Origin of the sequence: Aquimarina callyspongiae (assembly GCF_034322225.1) — a bacterium.
Classification (GTDB): domain Bacteria; phylum Bacteroidota; class Bacteroidia; order Flavobacteriales; family Flavobacteriaceae; genus Aquimarina.
The window spans coordinates 61,024-84,931 of sequence record NZ_JAXLPA010000005.1; the positions used below are offsets into that span (position 1 = coordinate 61,024).

The 23,908-nt window shown below is 31.3% G+C and carries 15 protein-coding genes; 9 read left to right on the forward strand and 6 right to left on the reverse strand.

Annotated features, from left to right (window positions below; genetic code table 11):
• Window positions 1-72 precede the first annotated feature (72 nt).
• A complete protein-coding gene (locus tag U0D62_RS20180; protein WP_322289155.1) occupies window positions 73-1,308 on the forward strand; it encodes a serine hydrolase domain-containing protein in 1,236 nt (411 codons plus the stop codon).
• A gap of 114 nt (window positions 1,309-1,422) precedes the next feature.
• Here the strand turns inward: U0D62_RS20180 and U0D62_RS20185 are convergent, their stop codons facing one another.
• Together U0D62_RS20185 and U0D62_RS20190 are read right to left on the reverse strand one after the other, a co-directional pair.
• Window positions 1,423-2,670, reverse strand: a complete 1,248-nt coding sequence (locus tag U0D62_RS20185; RefSeq protein ID WP_322289156.1) for a S41 family peptidase — start codon at window positions 2,668-2,670, stop codon at window positions 1,423-1,425.
• Window positions 2,671-2,754: 84 nt separating this feature from the next.
• On the reverse strand, window positions 2,755-3,870 hold the full coding sequence (locus tag U0D62_RS20190; protein ID WP_322289157.1) for a helix-turn-helix domain-containing protein: 1,116 nt from the start codon (window positions 3,868-3,870) through the stop codon (window positions 2,755-2,757).
• A gap of 334 nt (window positions 3,871-4,204) precedes the next feature.
• Between U0D62_RS20190 and U0D62_RS20195 the strand changes: the two genes are divergently transcribed.
• The 5 genes from U0D62_RS20195 to U0D62_RS20215 are packed head-to-tail and all read left to right on the forward strand — an operon-like array spanning window position 4,205 to window position 11,917.
• The gene (locus tag U0D62_RS20195) at window positions 4,205-4,645 is read left to right on the forward strand and encodes a helix-turn-helix domain-containing protein (RefSeq protein ID WP_322289158.1); all 441 of its coding nucleotides are present in this window, start codon (window positions 4,205-4,207) and stop codon (window positions 4,643-4,645) included.
• 13 nt (window positions 4,646-4,658) lie between these two features.
• Window positions 4,659-7,001 carry a TolC family protein gene (locus U0D62_RS20200; RefSeq protein ID WP_322289159.1) on the forward strand — a complete coding sequence of 781 codons (2,343 nt, stop codon included), beginning with the start codon at window positions 4,659-4,661 and terminating at the stop codon, window positions 6,999-7,001.
• 24 nt (window positions 7,002-7,025) lie between these two features.
• A complete protein-coding gene (locus U0D62_RS20205; protein WP_322289160.1) occupies window positions 7,026-8,111 on the forward strand; it encodes an efflux RND transporter periplasmic adaptor subunit in 1,086 nt (361 codons plus the stop codon).
• Window positions 8,112-8,132: 21 nt separating this feature from the next.
• Window positions 8,133-11,246, forward strand: coding sequence for an efflux RND transporter permease subunit (locus U0D62_RS20210; protein WP_322289161.1), 3,114 nt, complete (start codon window positions 8,133-8,135; stop codon window positions 11,244-11,246).
• Window positions 11,247-11,248: 2 nt separating this feature from the next.
• Window positions 11,249-11,917, forward strand: coding sequence for a potassium channel family protein (locus U0D62_RS20215; RefSeq protein WP_322289162.1), 669 nt, complete (start codon window positions 11,249-11,251; stop codon window positions 11,915-11,917).
• 37 nt (window positions 11,918-11,954) lie between these two features.
• On the opposite strand, the gene U0D62_RS20220 is transcribed toward U0D62_RS20215, so the two are convergent.
• Window positions 11,955-13,034, reverse strand: coding sequence for an adenylate/guanylate cyclase domain-containing protein (locus U0D62_RS20220; RefSeq protein ID WP_322289163.1), 1,080 nt, complete (start codon window positions 13,032-13,034; stop codon window positions 11,955-11,957).
• Between the two features lie 174 nt (window positions 13,035-13,208).
• On the opposite strand from U0D62_RS20220, the gene U0D62_RS20225 reads away from it, so the two are divergent.
• A complete protein-coding gene (locus tag U0D62_RS20225) occupies window positions 13,209-13,730 on the forward strand; it encodes a hypothetical protein (protein ID WP_322289164.1) in 522 nt (173 codons plus the stop codon).
• A gap of 15 nt (window positions 13,731-13,745) precedes the next feature.
• On the opposite strand, the gene U0D62_RS20230 is transcribed toward U0D62_RS20225, so the two are convergent.
• The 3 genes from U0D62_RS20230 to U0D62_RS20240 form a co-directional block, all read right to left on the reverse strand.
• The gene (locus U0D62_RS20230) at window positions 13,746-17,096 is read right to left on the reverse strand and encodes a VCBS repeat-containing protein (protein ID WP_322289165.1); all 3,351 of its coding nucleotides are present in this window, start codon (window positions 17,094-17,096) and stop codon (window positions 13,746-13,748) included.
• A 72-nt stretch (window positions 17,097-17,168) separates the two neighbouring features.
• On the reverse strand, window positions 17,169-18,701 hold the full coding sequence (locus U0D62_RS20235; protein WP_322289166.1) for a RagB/SusD family nutrient uptake outer membrane protein: 1,533 nt from the start codon (window positions 18,699-18,701) through the stop codon (window positions 17,169-17,171).
• Between the two features lie 11 nt (window positions 18,702-18,712).
• Window positions 18,713-21,826, reverse strand: a complete 3,114-nt coding sequence (locus tag U0D62_RS20240) for a SusC/RagA family TonB-linked outer membrane protein (protein WP_322289167.1) — start codon at window positions 21,824-21,826, stop codon at window positions 18,713-18,715.
• A gap of 170 nt (window positions 21,827-21,996) precedes the next feature.
• On the opposite strand from U0D62_RS20240, the gene U0D62_RS20245 reads away from it, so the two are divergent.
• The gene (locus tag U0D62_RS20245) at window positions 21,997-22,995 is read left to right on the forward strand and encodes a GntR family transcriptional regulator (protein ID WP_322289168.1); all 999 of its coding nucleotides are present in this window, start codon (window positions 21,997-21,999) and stop codon (window positions 22,993-22,995) included.
• Between the two features lie 11 nt (window positions 22,996-23,006).
• A complete protein-coding gene (locus tag U0D62_RS20250; protein WP_322289169.1) occupies window positions 23,007-23,906 on the forward strand; it encodes an aldose 1-epimerase in 900 nt (299 codons plus the stop codon).
• Window positions 23,907-23,908 lie beyond the last annotated feature (2 nt).

Here is a 23,908-nt window from a genome sequence, read left to right on the forward strand (position 1 = left end):
AGCGAATTGATTTTATGGCACCATTTTGATTATTAACAAATCATACTATGTAAAACAATAAAAACCGTCAAAATGAGTAAATTAATTCTAACTATAATTATAAGTTTAACCGCTTTTTTAAATCATCAAAATACCAAGTCAAATCCTGAAAAAATTCAACTTCAGGTCGTAAAAGATTCTCTAACTAATACATTAACAAACGCAAACAAAGAAGGAGAACTTGTAGGATTTTCTGTATCCATTATCAATCAAGATACTATATTATACAATGAAGGTTTTGGATATTCAGATTCAAAAAACAACAAGAAATATCAAACAAATACGATTCAAAATGTGGGATCTATTTCTAAAACATTTATTGGTATCTCTTTATTGAAAGCACAAGAATTAGGAAAACTAAATATACATGATCCTATAAATAAATATTTACCTTTTGAACTTGTAAACCCTAGCTATCCAGATACACCAATAACCTTACTGCAATTAGCAACTCATTCTTCTTCTATCATAGATTATGAAGAAAATTATTTAAAAGGATTTATTCTTAAAAATAAAGAAATCAAAAAAGACGAGGTTCCTTTTACACACTTCCAAAATCCGGATAAGCGAATTCCTCTCATAGATTTTCTTGAAGCTTGTTTCTCAAAAGACGGGAAATGGTATACGCCAAAATCATTTTCTGCAAATAAACCTGGATCAACATTTAAATACACAAATTTTGGAGCTAATCTATGTGCTTTAATTATAGCTCAAGCTACAGAAATGTCTTTTAAAGAATTTACAAAAACATATATTTTTGAGCCATTAGGAATGAAGGATTCTGCCTGGGCTCTTAACGAAGTAGACGCTTCTAGAAGGTCAAAGTTTTATCTCTATAAAGATCAAAAAATCGCGGATTATGAGTCTATTACATATCCAGATGGAGGATTATTTACTACTAGCGAAGATTTAAGTAAATATCTGTCAGAGTTAATGAAAGGATATGATGGAAAAGGAACCATATTAAACAATACCAGTTACAATGCTTTTTTCAAAAAACGTTTTAAAGATAACATCAATAAAAGTGGTAGAATAAATGTTGGAACTTTTATAGAATATAATAATGATTTTATAGGTTCAACCGATTTACTAATAGGTCATAACGGTTCAGATCTTGGATCTTTGGCTATGATGTATTTTAATCCAGAAACAAAAATTGGGAAAATACTAATGATCAATACTGATATCGATTATAAAGAAGAAGTTGTAGTTCCTCATATAAAAGATGTATGGAAATCAATAATTAAATTTGAAAACAATCTACAGTAAAAAACAATATTTTAGAATACTTAAAACACACTCTATATTGCTATATAAAGTGTGTTTTTATTAGAAATAAATAAAACCCTAAGTTGTCAAAAGACAATAGTACTATTATCTAAATCAAATCGATTTTTTATTAATTGTATACGTTTTAATAAAATCATGCATAAAGCTAGTATTTGCTGTTTCTTCTCTTGAGAACTCTACATCCGGAATACAAGGATTACTTTCTAATTTCGTTCCGCCAAGCCTCATAAATTCCCCTGTAGGGTATAAAAAAGACATCCCTAGATTGAGGTTACTTCTATCCCCTGCAAGCACCATCCCTAAAGATCTATTACCTATAACCACTCCTCTTTTTACATCTTGAATACAAATAGGAAATACATCTCCTCCACTACCACTGCGTTCATCGATCATAACCATAATTTCTCCTTTATATATTTCTTCTCCCCAACCTAATGATAGTGGATCAAATACTCTTCCTCTATAGGCTACTAACTCTTTTAAAGTAGCTGGAAATCGTTTATACTTTTCAAAAAAAGCATCATGATCACTTCTGTGCACAAAATATTGACAAGCAGTATCTTCTGGTATAATCATACTTAAAAGATGTTTCACATTACTAGATGCTCCTCCTCCATTACTTCTAAGGTCCAAAACAATCCTTTTGGAAGTTCGAGCTTTTGAAAACAGAGACGCTATAAGATCTCTATCATACTCTTTTTTTCTAAAGGTATTTATCGTTATAACGGCAATATCATCACTAATATAATGCAATGTATCCTTAGAAAACAGCTCATGTTTAAAATAGGTAATCGTTCGATTAAAAACCTGATTGTCTCTTTTTATAGAAAATCGACTTTCTTCAAAAAGTTTTCCTTTAAGTTGTGCTAACGAAGTTATTAAATGTTCGTTTTTTCGTATTAAAAAATCTCCTGGTCGGATTCCCGCACTATCAGCTACTCCACCTTTTACAATTCTAGTAACAAAATACCCATCATTGGTTTTTGAAAAGTTAGCCCCAAGAGAGATATTCTCACTCTTTTTTCTGGCAGACATTTGATCAGGCGTATTAACTCGTAAATGAGAGAGGTTATACGTACTCAAAACATCATTTATAACCGTCACAAAAGAACCAATTGTAACTGTGGTATCTATTATGTGTCTATTTGTCTCAATACGTTCTTTTATGTCTTGAAACGTTTCATTAAAAGCGTAGCCGGATTTTTTAAGTTTCCTGATAATCTTTTTTAAAGCAATATTTTTTTCTTGTGTTGTAATAAATTCATCGTCACTATGTGTTTTTTGACAAGAAACTGTTGTCACAAATAGTAACAATATACCAAGGCGTGCGATCTTATTCATTGTTTTCTTTTTTTAGACAAAAGAATCAACAATCGCTATTGTAATCGTCTCATTATATCTATTGAGACCTCTTTTAAGTAAATATTATCGATTTTTATATTGAGAAGGAGATAATCCTGTTTCCTTTTTAAATATTCTATTAAAACTAGCCTTAGAATTAAACCCACATTCATATGCTATACCTAACAACGTATAGTCTTTATAACTATCTGAATCGATCATTTTCTTTACTGCTTCAGTACGATATCTATTAATAATATCATAAAAAGAAATTTGCATGTATTGATTTAGTAAAGCAGAAAGTTTTTTATCAGTTGTAGCAATTTTTTCTGCTAGCTTTATAAGTGTAAGCTCATTATCTAAATAAAGCTTTTCTTTATCCAAAACAGATTCTAACCGTGATTTAAGTTGTGAAAACGCGACTTCTTCCTCTTTGGAGAAATGACTTGCTTTTTTGTTAGTGTTTTTTTTAAATAAAAAATCAGGCAATAATATTTTAGACTGATGTACTCCATAATATCCCAAATAAAGAATAAAAAAAATCAAGCCTAATAAAGTAAAAAGATTTGAGTAGTTAGTAGAAGTTTCATCAACATTTTGATATATTTCTATAATACTATTTAGAGAAATTAATATACTTCCTCCTATTAAAATATAAGATATCCAACGTATATCTCGTTTTGAAATATTGGCATAAACAGCTGTAATGTTATTACTATATTTTGATAAAAAGACATATGAAATAATAAAATAAATAATAGTATAACTATTTGATAATTGGGTTACAAAAAAGGAATACTCATTAAAAAAATATAAATATTCAAAATTGAGTTTTTCTATACGTAAAGTGATTAATGTTGGGATAGAAATGAATATTCCATATAATACTACTGGAGCAAAATGTAAAGCTAAAGCTCTAAAGGCATCTTTCTTTTTTAAAAATAAAGATTTTACATATATAAATAATAAAGGTCCCAAAAGCCACCTTGCAATATCATGAGGAATATAACTTATAAAATAGATACTCTTTATTTTATGAAGATCCGTATATAAATTGATAATTATACATAAAATAATTACAAAAAAAACAGCTAAAACTATATGAGGAAGTTGTTTGTTTCTTTGTTTTAATATTAAAAACAAAATAATAATAGTAACAGTAATGCCTGCTACCAACATAAAATCTAAAAATAAGAACATTACTTTTTTATGGCTTTCTACGGTGATTCTAGATTCGCAAATCTAAAGAAACAATGTGTTATTATCACCATTAAAAAGTTCTTTAAGCTTCTTTTAATATAGAATACAAAAATTATCAATTCCTGTTTTTTTGTATAATGATTATTCCAAAACATAAAGAAGCAGTACTATTTTCTCAATTAAGAGTTTATTAATCTTTCTAATTCCTACAACATCTAAATCAATTACAAACCAAGTAGTTTATCAATAAAAATATAACGATCGTCGAAAAAACACATTTTAGTTTCCATAACTGGAAACTAAAATATACTTTAGCCGTTTAAAACCTAAACTAATGGATATAGAAAAAATTCTAGATCTGTATGCATTGTCATACAAAGAAGAAAACTATCCTCCAGTTGCTGGTAAAATTTTAGGTTTATTCTTTATCTCAAATCAAAAGCACTTCACTTTTGAAGAAATTATGGAAAAAGTAAATGCTAGTAAAAGTGCTACCAGTAAAGCTTTAAAACTTTTAATAACACTTGGAGAAATCAACTTTGAATTTTTAGAAGGTAATAAAAGAAAACGTCATTTTTATATAGACATAAAAGGAACGATCGAACATTTTAAAAGATTAATAGATGGTTTGCATATGCAGAATGAACTTTATAAAGAAACATTGAAGTTTAGGACCAATGAAAATGAAGAGCTTTCTAAATTCATACAAGACAATATCAATTTTAGCCTGGAACTGGCTATAGAGGCAGAAAGGCTAGTCAAAAAACATTTTTAAAAATAATAACTCTATGAAAAAACATCTAACGATTCTATTGTTTGTTTTTACTTCTTTGATTTTTTCGCAAGAAAAAAGAAATTATAATATAGGGATCTTACTGGATAATAAAACAGAAGAAATTGATCCAATTCTGATACATTTAGAGAACCAGATAAAAGCTGTAGTTGGTGAAGATGCTACCATTTCTTTTCCAAAAAATAGTATCCTGATCAATAATTTTAATCTACAAAGGGCCGAAGAAAACTATCAACAACTTTTATCAAACGACACAAATATTATTCTTGCGTTTGGTGTGGTTAATAATGAAATCATAAGTAAGCAAAAGAATTACCAAAAGCCAACGGTTTTATTCGGAGCAGTAAACAGAGACCTGGTAAATGTTGATTTAAACAAGAAAACATCTGGAATTAACAATTATACTTATTTAATTGAATCTGAATCCTATATAAATGATATTAAAAAGTTAAAAGAGCTTACTAATTTTAAAAATTTAGGGATTATTATAGAACAACAAATCGTAGATATTCTTCCGATAAAAGAGACCTTTGATAAAGAATTTCAATCAATTGATGCTTCCTACACACTAATTCCGTATAAAACAGTCTCTGATATAACTTCTAAGCTTGATGGAATAGATGCTGTCTACCTTGCAGGAGGTTTCTTTTTAAATGATGATGAAGTAACTCAATTATCTGAAAATTTGATACATAAAAAAATACCTTCTTTAACCAATACAGGTATTGACGATGTAAAAATTGGTTTAATGGCTACAAATCAATCTGAAGATAATTATGATCAATTTATAAGACGTATTGCTTTAAATATCGAGTCCTATGTGAGTGGTACAAATTTTTCTGATTTACCCGTTTTAATTGAATATACACCAAGGTTTACAATTAACTTTAATACTGCCCAGGCGGTAGATGTTCCTATCAAGTATAGTCTTATTGCAGATACAGATTTTGTTGGTGGCTTAAAAAACACAATCTCTGAAAAAAATTACAACTTACTAGAGATAATCGATCAAGTACTTGATAAAAATTTATCCTTACAATCTGGCGTAAAAGATATAGAGTTAAGTGAGCAAGATGTTAGAACTGCCAAAAGTAACTACCTTCCTACTCTTACTGCTTCTGCTGGAGGTACCTATGTTGATCCTGATCAGGCCGAAATAAGTGGAGGATCCAATCCAGAATTTTCAACTTCGGGTTCAATTACTTTAAATCAAACATTGTTCTCTGAAGCAGCCAATGCTAATATTGCGATACAAAAGAAATTACAAAAAGCTCAGGAAGAAACATTTAATGCATCACAATTAGATGCCATTTTTGATGCATCTAATGTATACTTCAATACCTTGATTCTTAAGGCTAATGCACAAATTCAATTACGTAATCTTAATCTAACTAAGAAAAACCTGCAAATCGCCCAGCAGAACTTTGAAGTTGGAGAATCTGGAAAATCAGATATGTTGCGTTTCAAAAGTGAAATGGCTCAAAATACTCAATCTATGGTTGAAGCCATCAACCAATTAGAACAAAGTTTTATCTCGTTAAATCAATTACTAAACAATCCTGTTGAAACCGAGATTGATATTAAAGATGCAGAGCTTAACAAAGACGTTTTTGAACAATATAATTATGACGATCTAACTCAATTATTAGATGACCCTAAGTTAAGAGAACCTTTTATCGAATTCTTGATTGAAGAAGCAAAACGTAACGCTCCTGAAATAAAATCATTGGGATACAACTTAGAAGCTACCGATCGCAATATTAAGTTAAGCGGTAACGGTCGTTTTCTTCCGACAGTTGCTTTGCAAGGATCATATAACAGAACATTTAGTAGAAGTGGTGCTGGAAGTACTGCTCTTTCTGGTGGTTCTTTACTAGACGATAATTATAATGTTGGTGTAAATATATCGCTTCCAATTTTTAATCAAAATTCTAACAATATCAATAAACAAGTTGCAATTATTCAAAAAGAACAACTAGAGATCAATAAAGAAAATGTAGAATTAGGGATTGCAGCTAATGTTAGAAATGGTGTATTAAATTTGATCAATCAAATTTCTAACATAGAACTTTCTAAGGTATCAGAAGAAGCTGCAAAAGAATCTCTAGAACTTACTCAGACATCATATAATAGTGGATCTGTGACAATAATTCAATTAATAGATGCTCAAAATAATTATATAAGTGCACAGCTGTCACGGATCAGTGCTGTATATAATTATCTAATCAATGCATTACAACTTGAACGTAATATCGGATATTACTTCTTGATCAATTCTAACGAAGAAAACACCAAATTTAGACAACGCTTTTTGGAGTTCTTAAATAATAAAAACTAACCAACAATTGATAATTCAATGATTATGAAATATATAGTTAATATTTTTGCAATTATACTTTTTGCTACCACACTGCTATCATGTGGAGGAGAAGAAAAAAAGGAAGAGAAATTAGTACGTCCCGTAAAATATGAAGAAGTTGGTTATTTGGGAGGTGAAAAAATCAGGACATTTAGTGGTACTGCCAAAACAGATAAGATTATTAATCTAAGTTTTAGAAATAATGGTATTATTACTGAATTTGATATCAAACTTGGACAAAACGTAAAAAAAGGACAATTACTTGCCCGATTGGATAATGTTCAATCTCGTTTAAATTATGAGAGTGCAGTATCTTCAAAGAACAGTGCCGAATCTCAAATGAATACTGCCAAATTAAGTCTTAACAGGGTACGATCCTTATTTGAAAAAGGAACGGCTTCTTTAAGTGATTTTGAAGCAGCAAAAAACTCATATAAAACAGCACAGGAAAGTTATGAATCTTCAAAACGAAGTGTGGCTATTCAAGAAGAACAAATTCGTTACGGGTATTTATATGCCCCAGAAGATGGAGTGATAGCAGCAATTAATGCAGAAATTGATGAAAATGTAACTTCTGGACAAAATATAGCAACACTTAACGCAGGAACGGATATGGAAATTACTTTAGGAATTCCCGAAAGTGTGATTAACGGAGTAAAAGAAGGAATGGAAGTAGAAGTTAATTTTACATCCATACAGAACAAAAAATTTAAAGCCAAAGTTACCGAAGTTTCTCCTGCTGTCGACAGTAATACAGCAACATATCCCGTAAGAGTAACCGTTATCAATCCTTCTTCTGAAATTAAAAGTGGGATGGCAACCAATGTTACTTTTGATTTTGGAAATCAAGATATAAATACCAAAATATTAGTTGTACCAACAAATGCTGTAGGAGAAGATAGTAGTGGTCGTTTTGTGTTTTTAATAGAAGGAGATACTGATATCGCTAAGGTTAAAAAACAACAAGTAACTGTAGGTAATTTAACTGGAGAAGGTTTTGAGGTAATATCAGGACTTTCTATTGGACAAAAAATAGCCACTGCCGGATTACAGACTCTTCTGGATGGTCAAGAAGTGAAATTACAATAATTATCAAACATAGATAATCATATGAATTTAGCAAAATTCTCCATAGAAAAGAATAGAATTACCTTTATGGTACTAGCTACCATCATTATTTTGGGTATTTCCATGTACTTTGGTTTATCAAGAGATAGTATGCCTCCGTTTACCATTAGAGTAGCATCTGTAATATCTACATTTCCTGGTGCAAGTCCTGAGCGGGTAGAAAAACTGGTTACTGATAAAATCGAAAAAGTCGTTCAAGAATTACCAGAATTAAAAGAAGTCAATAGTACTTCCAGAACAGGATTATCGGTAGTAAGCGTTACATTAAAGGATGAAGTTCCTGAAGGTAAGATGCAAGCAGTTTGGGATCGACTACGTAGAAAATTAGATGCCTTAAACGGTTTACCAAATGGCGTAGTTCCTAACTTGCAAGACGATGGTATTGGCGATGTATATGGTATCGTTGTAGGACTAACGTCTGATGGCTATTCTTATGCAGAAATGAAAGAATTTGCTGATGATATTAAGGACGATTTAATAAAAATTCCGGATGCTGCAAAGGTAGAATTAGGAGGCGAACAAGAAGAACGTGTTTTTGTAGAGTTTGATAACGCAAGATTAAAAGAATATGGATTATCTGCCACCAAACTACAACAGAGTATAGCAGCTACAAATATACTTAATTCAGGAGGTCAGGTTAATGTGGGAGATGAACGTATTATTCTCGAACCTACTGGAAATTTTAACTCTGTAGAAGATATTAGAGATATGCTCATTGCTGTTGGTGATGGTACTCAATTGGTCAAACTAGGTGATATTACTACAATTACCAAAGGATATATTGATCCACCAACACAAAAAGTACGAGTTAATGGTAAAGATGCGATCTCTTTACATGTAAATTTAAAAGAAAATGCAAATGTTATCACTTTAGGAGAAGAAGTAAATAAAGTGGTAAATCAATGGCAAAAACGTTTACCAGTTGGTCTTGAGTTAAGTCGTGTATCTTCGCTAGATACTTATATTGATTTTAAAGTAAATGATTTTATCAGCAATCTATTACAATCTATAGGTATTGTATTGGCGGTAATGCTTATTTTCTTAGGCTTCAGAACTGGATTTGTAATAGCAAGTTTAATACCGATTGTAACCATCATGACCTTAATGATTATGGGATTAATGAATATTGGTTTAAATCAGGTAACACTTGCCGCTTTAATTATGGCTTTGGGAATGCTGGTTGACAATGCTATTGTAGTCGCAGAAACTATCCTGGTTAAGATGGAACAAGGTGTCGAGAAAAAGAAAGCTTCTATTGAAGCTTTTTCAGAACTATGGATGCCATTATTAATTTCTACTTTAACTACTTCTGCAGCATTTTTAGCTTTTTACTTATCTCCAACAAGTATGGGTGATATTGTAGGACCAATCTTTGTAGTAATTTCTATTGCTTTATTATCTTCTTGGATAATTGCTTTAACCGTAATTACCATGTTTTGTTATTTATTCTTTAAAGTAGCACCTAAAGGAGAAAAGAAACTGAGCATTATTGACAAAGCTATCAACACCATGAAAAGTTATTACAAAAACCTTATTCTGTGGGCATTGTATAACAAATACAAATTCATCGTTGGAATTTTCATTTGCTTTTTCATTTCTATCTATGGGTTTACCAAAATAGCATTTATTTTCTTCCCTGATAGTGATCGAAATATGGTTACTATTGATATCAATTTACCAGAAGGAAACAAAATAGAACGTACTGTTGAAGTAGTTAAGCGTATAGAACAATATATGATAGATTCGTTACAAACTAGTACATCTCGTCCTTTGGGTGTGGTAGATTGGTCATCTTATATTGGCGAAGGTCCAGAATCTTATGATTTAGGATACTCTCCTGATGAAGCTAATTCAAACTATGCACATATCTTGGTTAACACCTCATCTTTTAATGAAAATAATGCGATGATTGCCAAAATAGATGAATTCGCCTATAATAATTTTCCGAATGCAGATATTAAAGTAGGTTCCTTAGCTGCTGGTGGTGGAGGTACACCTATAGAAATAAAAATATCTGGTAATAATCCTGATGATCTTTCTAAAATAGCAGAAACAGTAAAACTAAAGCTTTCTTCTATTTCGGGTACCAAAAACGTAAAGGATGATTGGGGTCCAAAAAGTAAAAAATTCTTAATCCAAATAGATCAAAATCGTGCGCAAACAGCAGGTATAACCAGTCAGGATATTGCCACTTCTTTACAAACCGTTCTAGACGGGTTCCAAACAGGAGAGTATCGAGAAGATGATAAGTCAATTCCGATTTTAATGAGAAGTGATAACAACCAGCAACAATCACTTGCATCTCTTGAAACATTGAATATTTATGCACAAAACTCAGGAAAAAGTGTGCCTTTATTGCAAATTGCCTCTATCGTTCCTGCATGGCAATATTCAAAAATTAAACGTTTGGATTTACGTCGTACTATAAATGTTACAAGTGAACTACGATTAACCGGAAACGCTTCTGCTATTACTTCTGAAATAACACCATGGCTAGACGAACAATTAAAAAGCTGGCCACAAGGGTATGTATATGAATTTGGAGGAGATGCTAAAAGTTCGGCGGAGAGTATGGGATCAGTAATCGGTTATTTACCTATAAGCGGATTTATCATTGTATTACTACTTATTATACAGTTTAATTCTTTTAGAAAAATGGGAATGGTAGTACTTACGATCCCTTTAGCAATCATTGGTGTTGTCATCGGTCTATTAGTTTTTAGAGAACCTTTTGGGTTCATGCCGTTTTTAGGAGTAATATCCTTGGCCGGAATTGTAATCAACAATGCTATTGTTCTTATTGATAGAATGGAGATTGAACAAAACGATCTGGGTCGATCAGAACAAGATGCTGTCATTGCAGCGTGTTTACAACGATTTAGGCCTATTTTATTAGCGACATTTACTACGGTATTAGGATTAATTCCACTATATCTTTCTGGAGGTGAGATGTGGGAAGGAATGGCTGTGAGTATTATGATAGGACTTTTGTTTGGAACTATTATTACACTACTATTTATTCCTTCGCTTTATAGTGCTTTATTTAGAGTAAATTATAAAGGTTATGAATTTAATGAGAAACTACTGGAAGAATAATCATGATCGATCGACTTTATAATCATCGTTTTGAAATATTTTTAGGTACCCAAATTGCAATACTATTTGGCTCACTATTCTTTCCTTTAGATTTTTATGAATATGTATTATTACCCTCATTATACCTTATAAGCAATGCTGCAGGAATTTTAATGATTTCCAAACGTAAAAAGCTTACCTGGTTTTTTATTGGACTATTTGTAATAACCGCTTTTATGTTTGGATCTAGTATGATTTCCAGAAGTCAGAATTTAGATAACATTCTAATCAGGTTATCCATTTATTTTATTTTTCATATCGTTGTTACCTGGAATATTATTCATCAAGTCTGGAATGCTCAATTCGTAAATAAGAATGTAATTATGGGCTTGATGAGTGGTTATATTTCTTTAGGCTTTTTAGCATTTTTTTTATTTATGTCTATAGAGCTAGTAAATCCAGGATCTTTTACAGGAGTTTTATTAGAAACTAGTAATGCTCAAGAACAGTTTGATAGTATCTTATATTATGCATATATCACATTACTCACTATAGGATATGGTGAAATCGTACCTGTATCACCTGTAGCGCAAAAAGCAGCCATATTAGTTGGTTTAATTGGCCAGTTTTATATGGTTATTATCACTGCAGTCATTGTAGAAAAGTATATTATACATTCAAGAAAGACTTAGTAGTTAATTAATAAAATAACACTTATTATCAATCAAATTAGGCCTGGTTTACCGCACAAATATGAACCAGTTCATTTTTGCCTTTTAGTTTAAGATCCCCTATTTGTCTTATTGCAAAATCTTCGGGTAAAATTTGTATATCATTTAGCAAACCTGATGAGATTAAAAAGAATTCATTATACTCATTACATTTTGATTGAATTCTAGCAGAAATATTAATTACATCTCCGTGATATGCCAATTCTTTTTTCACCGTCCCTACTTCTGTAACCATTACATTACCTCCATGTAAACCAGCTTTAAATACCGGAAACCTTTCATATCTATTTATATAATGGTCATATCTTTTTTGTAATAATTTTCTAAAGTCAAAAAAAAGTTCAATACATTTTTTATGAGATATTCCTTTTTGATACGGCCAACAAAGCACGGCTTCATCTCCCACATATTGATAAATCTCTGCATCGTACTTAGGTACTACTTGATTAAGATCATAAAAGCAATCCTGGATAAACTGGCTATAAGTATAATGCCCTAAACTTTCAGCAATGGTTGTAGAATCTTTTAAATCCAAAAACATAAATATGCGTTTCTCTTCCTGTGGGTTTCGATATTTACCAGTTAGCATTTTAAAAAAGACTCCTTTTCCAAATTTTTCTGTTGCAATTTTTATAAATGATAGCACAAATGACATAAGAATTAGATATATCACAATGGACCAAAAGCTTTTATCTTTCCACCACCATCCCGGTTCAGTATTTATAGCTATTTCAAGGATCTTAGAAGCCGTTTTTAAAATTAGAGTTGAGATTATTACCGTAGTTACGAAATAACTCACATTCATAATGATAATTCTAAATCCTAATGTCATTCGTTTTAAAGGAAATTTTTCGAATATAAAATCTAATATGGCATATACAATCCCAAGTAAAAATCCAGCTATAACAAATCCTAAAATAGTTCTTATAAATTTATACTCTACAGTAGTATATACTCCTATTTCTTCTTTGATACCAAAAAACCTGAATATTGAATAAAAGCCTAAAGCTATACTCCAGAACAAAACAGATTGCAATAACATTCTACCATATTCTTTAATACTTCTACTTATTTCCATTATATTATTTTTAAAGTCTTTGGGCTTTTAATCAAAGATATTCTATACTTTTTATAATATCAACACTCCTTAATAATTAAATATTCTTATTCTCAATCTTCTTTCTTTTTTTGGTACTTAGTATTTAAAATACATATCTTTTCCATTGATATTTTTCATTTTTTGAGAAAGCTTATGAAAAAAAAGTATTTTAATAGTGAGCGATTATTGAGTTTTGCTGCTATTTTATTAAGTGTGTGTACTCTAATTGTGTTTGTTTATCAAACGCGTCTGATTCAAAAACAACAGTATGCTTCTGTTTATCCTCATCTGCAAATAGGAAATCACGGAACTGGTAATATTAATTACAAATATATACTAAGTAATGATGGTGTTGGTCCTGCATTGCTAAAGACTATTAGAGTAATTGATTCAACAGGAAAAGTGTACAATGACTTAAAGCCATATGTATCAGCAAATATCAAAAAATCAGATTCTATTAGTTTTACGTATTCTAATTTGATTGTAGGAATGATAATTCCAGCCGGAAAATCTATTGAAGTTATTAGTTTTAATGGTTCAAAAATAAAAGGAGCTAATAAACTATCCGAAATTCTAAATCAAAAGGATTTGGTTATTGAGGTAGAATATAAATCTATATATAATGAAAGCTGGAAAATAAGTAATCGTTCTTATATTCCTGAGTTAATAGATTAATAATTTATAATTGGGCTACGGTATATCAACTTTTTTATCTTTTACAGCTTGAATTAATTTTAATTTAGCATTATTTCTACCTAGTAAAATGTTCTTTTTACTTCCAACAGAAATAGCTCTAATGTTTTTCACATCACCCTTTACATAAACTCCACTTTTTTGGTAATCCAAAGGAATAAAATCCCCTTTTCCATCTCCTAATAATACTAAACCATAACTTGCATCATTCCTGGGAGTTTCTACTTCGGATTGATAAAGGTTACCTGCTATCAGAATATCCAGGTTCTTATCATTATCAAAGTCATCCACCACCATGCTATTAATACTTGAAAACTGTGCTTCAAGAGGTAAATCATGCATCTTAAAATTTTCATTTCCTTTATTCTCAATATACACACTTGAAAAATTAGTTGCACTATAATGTATGGATTTGGATAACGCTTCTTTTCCGTAGACATCAATCAAACTAGCCTTACCAAAGCTATCATAATCAGGAAATTTTTCTTTAATAAATGGCATTTGATTAGAAGTACATTCTCTTCCTCTTAACGGATACAATTCTCCCTGATTGTGATATCCTAAGACAATATCTAAACTTCCATTCTTATCAAAATCATTAGCATAAATATTAAAAGGTTCTTCTTTACTTGCTTTATATTTATAATTTAAACCTAAGTTTCCTGCAATAAAATCTTGGTCACCGTCATTATCAAAATCTGCCGCGATAATACTATACCACCATCCTGTATTATTTTGAAACTCTTCATTCGTTAATCTTTCAAAACCACCATTTTTCAAATTCTTAAATATTTGAATAGACATCCATTCTCCTACCAATATTAAATCAACATATCCATCTTGATTATAATCACTCCACACGGCATCTGTTACCATTCCTATTTGTTCTAGTTCGGGAATTAAATCATTAGAGATTGTTTCATAGTACCCACCTTTATTTTCTAACACATAACTTTTAGGTGCAGTAGGATATTGTCCTGGTACTTGTCTACCTCCAACAAAAAGATCTATATAACCATCATTATTATAATCCGCCGCTTTTACTACACTTCCTGATATGGATATCTTAGGTAAAATGTTTTTTGAAGTAGTAAAAATGCCTTTTCCATTATTTAGATATAAACGATCTTGTTGCAACAGGTCACCATTTGAATACTCATTACCTCCACTTACTATATATAAATCTTTATCTCCATCATTATCCACATCTATAAACTCTGCATCTACATCCTCATAAGCTTTATCCTTCTCCCAGCTGTTTTGAGAAGCACTTTTTGAAAACGTTCCTTTAATGGATTGAATATATAAGCTACCTGAATATCCCAAAGCTCCACCTACATAAAAATCCTCTAATCCATCATTATTAACATCTGCAACAGCTAAAGCCGGACCAAACTCAGACATCTTATGAGGTAATAAGCTCTCGCGATCAAAATCGTTATATATATTTTCATTGTGTTCATGATCGATTTCAGATTCTCGTGTATAATCTTTAAATAAGGGAGTTGTTATTTTAGTTTTTGCTTCTTTATTATAGGCCTTAGAATATTCTAAAGTAATTTCCTGATTTGCTTTAATTTTATGTTGGAGTTGGATTTTGCCATCTGGCCATTCTACCAATAAACTATCTATAACGTCAAACTCTCCTACTCCAAAATGAATAACTTCTGAAACTGAAGATTGATAACCACGAGTCAACTGTTGTTCTCTAGTCATGGTTTTCTCGTTTGTCCAGATCGTAATATTTGTCCCTATTCCATAAGTGTTTTTATCCCCACCTTTAAGCGTTATTTTTAAATAATTGTTTGTTAAAATTTGTTGTGCATTGTTTCTATAAATGTAAGCTGGTTCATCAACATTATTTACCACCATATCCATATCTCCATCGTTGTCTAAATCTGCATAGGCCGCACCGTTAGAATACGAAGGTTTACTAAAACCCCATTCCTTTTCTATGTTTGAAAATGTTAGATCTCCATTGTTTTTATAAAAGTAGTTGGTAGAAGCTCTGTTAGGAGTTTTGTCAACTAATTCTAATACTAATGATTTATAATCTTCTTTGTTATCATAAGCTGTTTTAACTCTTTCTTTTTTAAACCGATTATAATCGTTATTCATAAAGTCTCTCTTTAATCCATTGGCAACAAAAACATCTAGTAATCCATCATTATCAAAATCCACAAATAAAGGAGCCCAGCTCCAATCAGTATTAGAAATATTGGCTAGATGTGCTATTTCACTAAAGAAAGGTTTATTAGCAATGGTACCGTTATTTATTTGTAGAGAATTGAACATGTATTGCCTGTGAAAACCATTTTTAAGGGATTTTACAAATTTTGCTACACTCATACCGCTCATACTGGTTTTGATACCATAATTATCTTCAGAAACCATATCTACGGTAAGTATATCTTTCTTTCTATCATTATTAAAATCAGCAATATCTAATCCCATTGAAAAATGAGATATATGTTGGGTATTTGTTTTTATTTGATTTTCAAACCCTTGATGTACTCCATTAATCTCTCCTAGATTTATATACATATAATCATGTTCTAAAAAATCATTTGACACATATATATCTTGCCATCCATCTCCATTTAAATCACTTGTTACTACCCCTAGTCCGCAGCTTATAGGATTAGAAGCGATACCCATATTCTTGGTTTCTCTAAAAAACCCATTATCGTTTTCAAAAAGTTTATCTCCTACCAGGGCATCATATTGTTTTTTTAATGTATGGTCACCATCTGCTTCTTCTAATCGTATACTATGATTTAATTGATACATATCCAGGTCACCATCTTTATCATAGTCAAAAAATATGGATTGTGTGGTATATGAACTAGTATCTAAACCATATTTACCAGCACTCTCGGTAAAGGTTAAGTTTCCATTATTTATATATAGTTCATTTGCTCGTTTTTTGGCTCCAAATTTTCCAGATTTCGAAATATAAATATCCAGAAAACCATCGTTATTAACATCTGCCATAGTCACACCAGTAGTCCAACCAGCGCTACCCAGTACTCCTGCTTTTTCGGTTATATCTTCAAACTCTAAATTACCTTTATTAAGGTATAATTTGTTCTTATAAATATTTGCAGTAAAATAAATATCCTGAAGTCCATCGTTATTAATATCTCCTATAGCTACTCCACCTCCATTATAAAAATATTCATATTCCATACTGTTCAATTCGACTCCTTCTGTTAGGATATTACTAAATGTAACATTTGTCTCTTCTGGAGTAAGAAGCGTAAAAAGATCGACTGGCTTTTCTAAATCTCTAGATTTACAGCCTATAACAACGATTAGGGCAAAAAATAGGAAGTTTTTAATACTCATTTTTAAAACTTGAAAAGTATCCTGACAATATATATCATCAGGATACTTTAATTAATTACTGTTTTTGACTAATTAATCTATATTTGGATTATTCAGTTTTTCATTAGCGGGTATTGGTAAAAACGCATCTTCTTCAAAAACAAAGTTATCGGCACCTTCTTTACCAGAGTTAGAAATCTCATCAGTCATTATCTGTCGACCCCAACGTCTCAAATCATAGAATCTTTGGCCTTCTAAAGCAAATTCAACTGCTCTTTCGTGCATAATTTGTTGTCGTATTTCTTCTTGAGAACTAGCAGTTACTGGAGGAAGAAATGCTCTTGCTCTTACTTGGTTTATATAATTAATTGGATCTCCGGTGCCTTGTTCATTCAACGCCTCTGCATACATAAGTAATACATCTGCATAACGAATAAGAGGAGTATTAATATCTGATCTCCAACCATTTGGATATAACTCATCACGATGTAAGTATTTTTTCCATCCTGGTTTGTCACTTCCTACACCAAATGTGGCTTCATAAGTAGCTCCATAAATATCTACATCAGGGTCGTTAAAAAATATTGAACCATAACTACGTTCATCATATTTGTTTAATCCAGATACTGGCCCAACTTCTGATGAGATCCTACCTTCTGATTTCATTTCAGAAAGTAATTTTTGAGTGGGTAACATGGCTTCCCAACCATTCATTTCTAATGCTGCAAAATTAGGTAACCCAGCATATACTACATTACTTCCATTTACTTCATTAAAAGTAAAAGCAACATCAAAAAGAGTTTCTCTATTGAGAACGTTGGTTGCTTCGTTACTTCCATCAAACAATGAGGCATAATCAGATGCCAGTTCATATACACCTAGATCTATAACTTGTTTTAAAATAGTAGCCGCATTACTCCAGTCTAATTGATTTAAATGAGATTTTCCAAGAAATGCCAAGGCAGCTCCTCTTGTAGCCCTACCTCTATTTGCATCATCTTGAGTTATTGATAAATCGGCTGCTGATTCTGTGAAATCTTTTTCTATTGCTGTCCAAGCTTCTTCTCTGGTAGATAATGGTCTTGATAATTCATCAACCGTTTGTGGTAAAAAATCAAAAACAACTATTTCTTCCCAGTTCATTAATAATCTAAAGTGAAAATACCCTCTTAAAAATTTAGCCTCCGCTATAATTCGTTTTTTAGCATCAGATGAAATTTGTTCTTCAGTCATAAGCCCTACATTATGGATAACCTGATTTGCCGCATTTATACCATCATAACTTCTATCCCAATAAGTAAGCATTCTGGTATTATTATCAACCACAGTGTATGTAGAAAAGGCATTTTGATCTGGGTAATTAGCAACTACATCTGCCCCGGATTTGGTCAAATCTGATCTAAAGTTTTCAATAACATAGTTTGCCTCAGTATGACTCCAAGTCCCACCATTAAGACGTTGATATGCTGTTGTTAATGCAAGATTTGCATTGGTTTCATTTTCCCAATAATTTGCAGAATTTAATTCGCTTAATGGTTCTTTGATTAAATCATCTTCCTCACAACTAGTTAAGGTTAATGATAATATTACCAGTACTAGCGATAAAATATTTTTATAATTCTTCATCGTTTTTTTGTTTAAAAATTAACTTCAAATCCTAATAATGATGTTTTTATGTTAGGGTAACTCACAAAATCAGTTCCTGAGTTTAGTGTGCCTCCTATTTCCGGATCTATTCCTGAATAATCGGTAATCGTAGCAACATTTTGTAAACTTAAGTACATTCTAACCTTACCAATATTTATTTTATCGGTGACACTGGTAGGTAATGTGTAGCCTAATTGAATATTTCTTATTCTTAAATAAGAAGCATTTTCTAAGAATCTAGTTGAATTTCTGGAACTATTTTGGTTAGGGTCGCCTAAAACAGCTCTAGGAATGTCTGTATTAGTATTCGTTGGAGTCCAGGTATTCAAACCGGATACCAAATAATTTCTATAATTATCATTAGCTTCATAATTCTGTCGAATCGTATTATATCCTTTTTGGCCAAATGCACCATAAAACTGAACAAAAGCATCAAAACCTTTGTATGTTCCAGACATATTTAATCCGAGTGTTACTTTTGGAATACCTGAGCCTGAAAAAACTAAATCATCATCGTTTAATTGTCCATCTCCGTTAACATCTCTAAACCTAATATCACCTGGTTCTGCTAGAGGTTGTATAGGGTTTCCGTTTACGTTATGAGCATCAACTTCTGCTTGTGATTGAAAAATACCATCTGCCTGATATAAAAAGAATGCTCCAATAGGATGCCCTAATCTAGTTATATTTGCAGGGCTACCGTCTAATGTGGTTGCACTACCAACGTATGTATCTGTATCTTTATTGGTTTTTGTTAGTTCATTTTTATTATGAGACAAAACCAGTCCTAAATTATATTGAAATTCTCCTGAGCTTTTTCTATAATTAAGTTCTATTTCTATACCCTTATTTTCAACATCACCACCGTTTACATTAATTGGATTTACTCCTGATGAATTTGGTGGTACAGCAGGGATAATCATGTCTTCAGTGTTTCTTTGATAATAATTAATAGCTCCCGTAAGTTGATTGTTCAAAAACCCAAAATCAATACCAGCATTAATATTAATGGTCGTTTCCCATTTTAATTCTGGATTAGGAAAATCCCTAAAAGAGACTCCTATAGATTGTTGCTCTCCGGTTCCAAATGGATATCTAAATCCTGAAACACTATTAACAGTATAATCGTAAGCTCCTAAATTAGACTCACTACCTAGTTTCCCCCAAGATGCTCTTAACTTTAAGAAATTAATAAAATCTGAATGAAAAAAGTCCTCACTGCTGATCTTCCAGCCTGCTGCTACCGAAGGAAACACTCCATAGCGATTCTCAGCACCAAATCTCGATGATCCATCTCTTCTAACCGTACTTTGTAAAAAATAACGGTCTTCATAACTATAATTTACACGTCCATAAACAGATTGTCTTGCTGTTTCCCAACCAGAACCATAACTATTGCGAACACCTCCACCTCCTGCATCCAGAGTATTAAAATCAGGATCAAGAAAACCCGTTGGTACTTCTGTTCCATCTTCTAATATTTCTTTTCCTTCTACCGATGCTCCTATCCAATTAAAAGAAGTTTCCTGACTGGAAGCTCCTGCCAATAATCCAATGGTATGTTTCCCGAATACATTATCATAATTTGCAAACCCTTCATAATTTTTCTGTTGGTATTTTGTTACGTATTCTTCTAAGTAATGAAATCTTACCTCTCTTTTATTAGATACACGATGTGGTCTAACCCTTTGATAAGGACTACCCGCATTTGCAAGTGGCCCTCCAGTAGCATTTTCAATACCAGCTCTTCCGGTTATTTTTAAGCCTTTAACAACGTCTAATGTAGCTGTAAAATTAGTAACCAAGTTTTGTTCTCTGCCCGTATTGTCATTATAAAAATCCTCTCCTATTGGATTTGTATGATCTGGTACTCCGTTAAAATCATCATCAGAAATAAACCCAAATCCTGAAGGTTTTGAAGAATCCCTTACAGGTATAATAGGCATTAATTGGTATGCATTATTTAAATTACTCCCAAAGATTTTATCATCTGTTTGTACATAATAAATGTTAGCTCCTAACGATAATCTACCTTTAGTGCCATTAACCTTAACTCTTAATTGTTGTTTTTTTCTGCTTTCACCAATTAAAATCCCTTCTCTTTCATTAAGTCCAGCAGAAGCTAAAAAGTTTAATTTTTCTGTGCCTCCACTAATGGTAAGGTTATGATTTATTATGGAGCCACTATCAAAAAGTTCTTCGATCCAATCAGTATCAGTTGTAAAGTTTTCATTGATATACGTTGGAGCTGTTCCTGGTGAAGCGGCTTCAATTCTCCTTGCCATTTCCAGATATTGACTAGTATTAGCAAAATCAAGTTTGTTATTTATTTTATCAATACCATAGAACGAATTATATTCTATTTTAACCTTGCCATCCTTACCAGATTTTGTCGTGACCAAAATGACACCATTTGCAGATAGAGATCCATAAATAGCAGCCGCAGCTCCATCCTTTAGAACTTCTATGCTCTCAATATCATTAGGGTTCAATAAATCAAAATTTCCTTGAATCCCATCTATTATGATTAATGGGGCATTACCTCCAATAGATCTAAACCCTCTAATATTAATTGCAGCTCCAGCTCTTGGATTACCGGTTCCCCGCCTAACAACCAATCCTGCCACATTACCCTGCAATCCATCTGCAGCAGTAGTTGTAGCAAATTTATTTAAATCTTCGCCTTTTACAGAGGAAACAGCTCCGGTTAAATCAGATTTTCTCTGAGCTCCATATCCAACAACAATTACTTCACCTAAGCTTTGTGAATCTTCTTCTAAGATAACATCAATAGTTGTTTGATTACCAACAATTTCTTCTTTGGTCTTAAACCCCAAAAACCTAAATATTAAAATTGTTTCAGAATTTGGGACTTCGATAGAATAATAACCATCAAAATCTGTTTGAGTCCCTTTTGTTTCATTCCCTTTAATTGTGATAGTTACTCCTGGTAGAGGTACACCATCGTTTCCGATTACTTTTCCTGAAATTAAATTGCTCTGTGCATCCAGTTTATTTGAAAAACCAAATACTACCATAATACATAAGAGTAATAGCAATTTACTGATAGAAAAATACTTGTTTTGTTTTCGTTTTAAATTCATGCTATTCGTTTTAATTAAACCTCTTTATAAGGATTTTGCTGATCGTCTTTTATTATAAAGCGATCAATTATACTGTGAAAATTGAACTAAATTAAGATGTTTTTCTTAAAAAAACCTACTAGTCCCTACTAGTTTGTTTAATTTGATATAAATAGAATATATTTGCATATATGAATCCAATAAGTATTAGGAGTAATACTAGTGTACCTAAGTATAAACAGATAATTGTATCTGTTGAAGAAGCTATTTTAAATGGAGTATACAAGCGTGACGATAAATTACCTTCTATAAATAGTATCAGAAATAGGTTTTCTCTATCCAGGGACACAGTTCTACTCGCTTATAATGATCTAAAACTTAGAGGGATCATACAGGCTATTCCTGGTAAAGGTTATTATATAAAAAGCGAAAACATAAGTACCGTACAAAAGATATTTTTACTTTTTGATGAGTTAAATGCATTTAAAGAAGATTTATATAATTCTTTTTTGAGCAATTTAGATGAAGGAGTTGAAGTAGATATTTTCTTCCATCATTTCAATCTTTCTGTTTTCAGTAAATTAATTTATGATAATATAGGAATTTATCATTCTTATATCATTATGCCTGCTAACTTAAAAAACACTCATTTGGTTATTGAAAAATTGCCGACAAAAAGGGTTTATATCCTTGATCAAACGCATAAAGGGCTACAAAGATATCCTGGCATATTTCAAAATTTTGAAAAAGATTTACATAAAGCATTACATATAGGATTAGAGTTGCTAAAGAAATACCAAAATCTGGTTTTATTATTTGAAAAAGATAAACAACCTACAGGTATACTTAAAGGATTTAAAAAATTTTGTATTGATAAAGGATTTAAGCACGAAGTGATTGATCAATTAAATGATAGAATATTTAAAAGTGGAGAAGTATACTTAATTCCTGATGATAGGAACCTTATAAGAATTATTAAAAAAGTTAAAGAACAAAAACTTGTATTATGTGAAGATATTGGTATTGTGTCCTACAATGATACTTTATTAAAAGAAATTGTAGAAGGTGGTATAACAACTATATCAACAGATTTTAAAAAAATGGGAGAACGCTTGGCACAAATGATCATGCAAAAAGAGAATTTGAAAATCGAGAACCCTAACCATCTAATAATCAGAAATTCTCTATAAAATCATCTGAATTGTTTAAAATTAATTACTCGAAAGACCCATCAGGTATTATTCATAGTATTGAACTCCAGAACAATTCTGGCAATACTACTGCAAGAATAAATTTAAATTTAGGCGGTAGCCTGCAAGAACTAAAGATCAATAACAAAATCATTATTAATAACTTAAAAACTTTTGCTTATAATGAAACATTTGCTTCTGCTATTTTATTTCCTTTTGTTAACAGGATAAAAAATGGTCAATACACTTTTCAGGAAAAGCATTATTCATTAAACAAAAATCAAAATAAAAATGCATTACACGGTTTGGTATACAACAAAAAGTTTGGCTATGTAAAATCAGCCGTAGCGGATAAATACGCTTCTGTAACTGTTAAATATGTCGAAACCGAAAAAGTGAGCGGATTTCCTTTTAAATATTCTATTTATTTAACCTATAAATTAACTTTAAACGGCTTAGTTTTAGATGCTCAGGTAAAAAATAAAGATGATATGCCATTACCTTTTAACATAGGTTGGCATCCTTATTTTTTTACAAGCAATTTAAAAGAGAGTTATTTAAAAATAGATAGTAATAAAAAGTTAATTTTTGATAAAGAAATGATCCCAATAAAAGTTGAGGATATCGTGATTAACGAATCTATTAATCTGGGAGACAATCATTTTGATGATTGCTATATTTTAAATAAAAACATGGTTACATTCAAAACACCCGAGTATAGTTTTAGTTTATGTTCTAATGTAAAAGAAAATTATTTACAAGTGTATACTCCAAAAATGAATAATGCAGTTGCAATTGAACCCGTTACGGGACCTGCTAATAGTTTCAATCATAAATTAGGGTTACAAATTTTAGAACCCAATGAGGTTTATCTTGTTAGTTGGAAAATTGAACTGGATGGCACTGATTAACT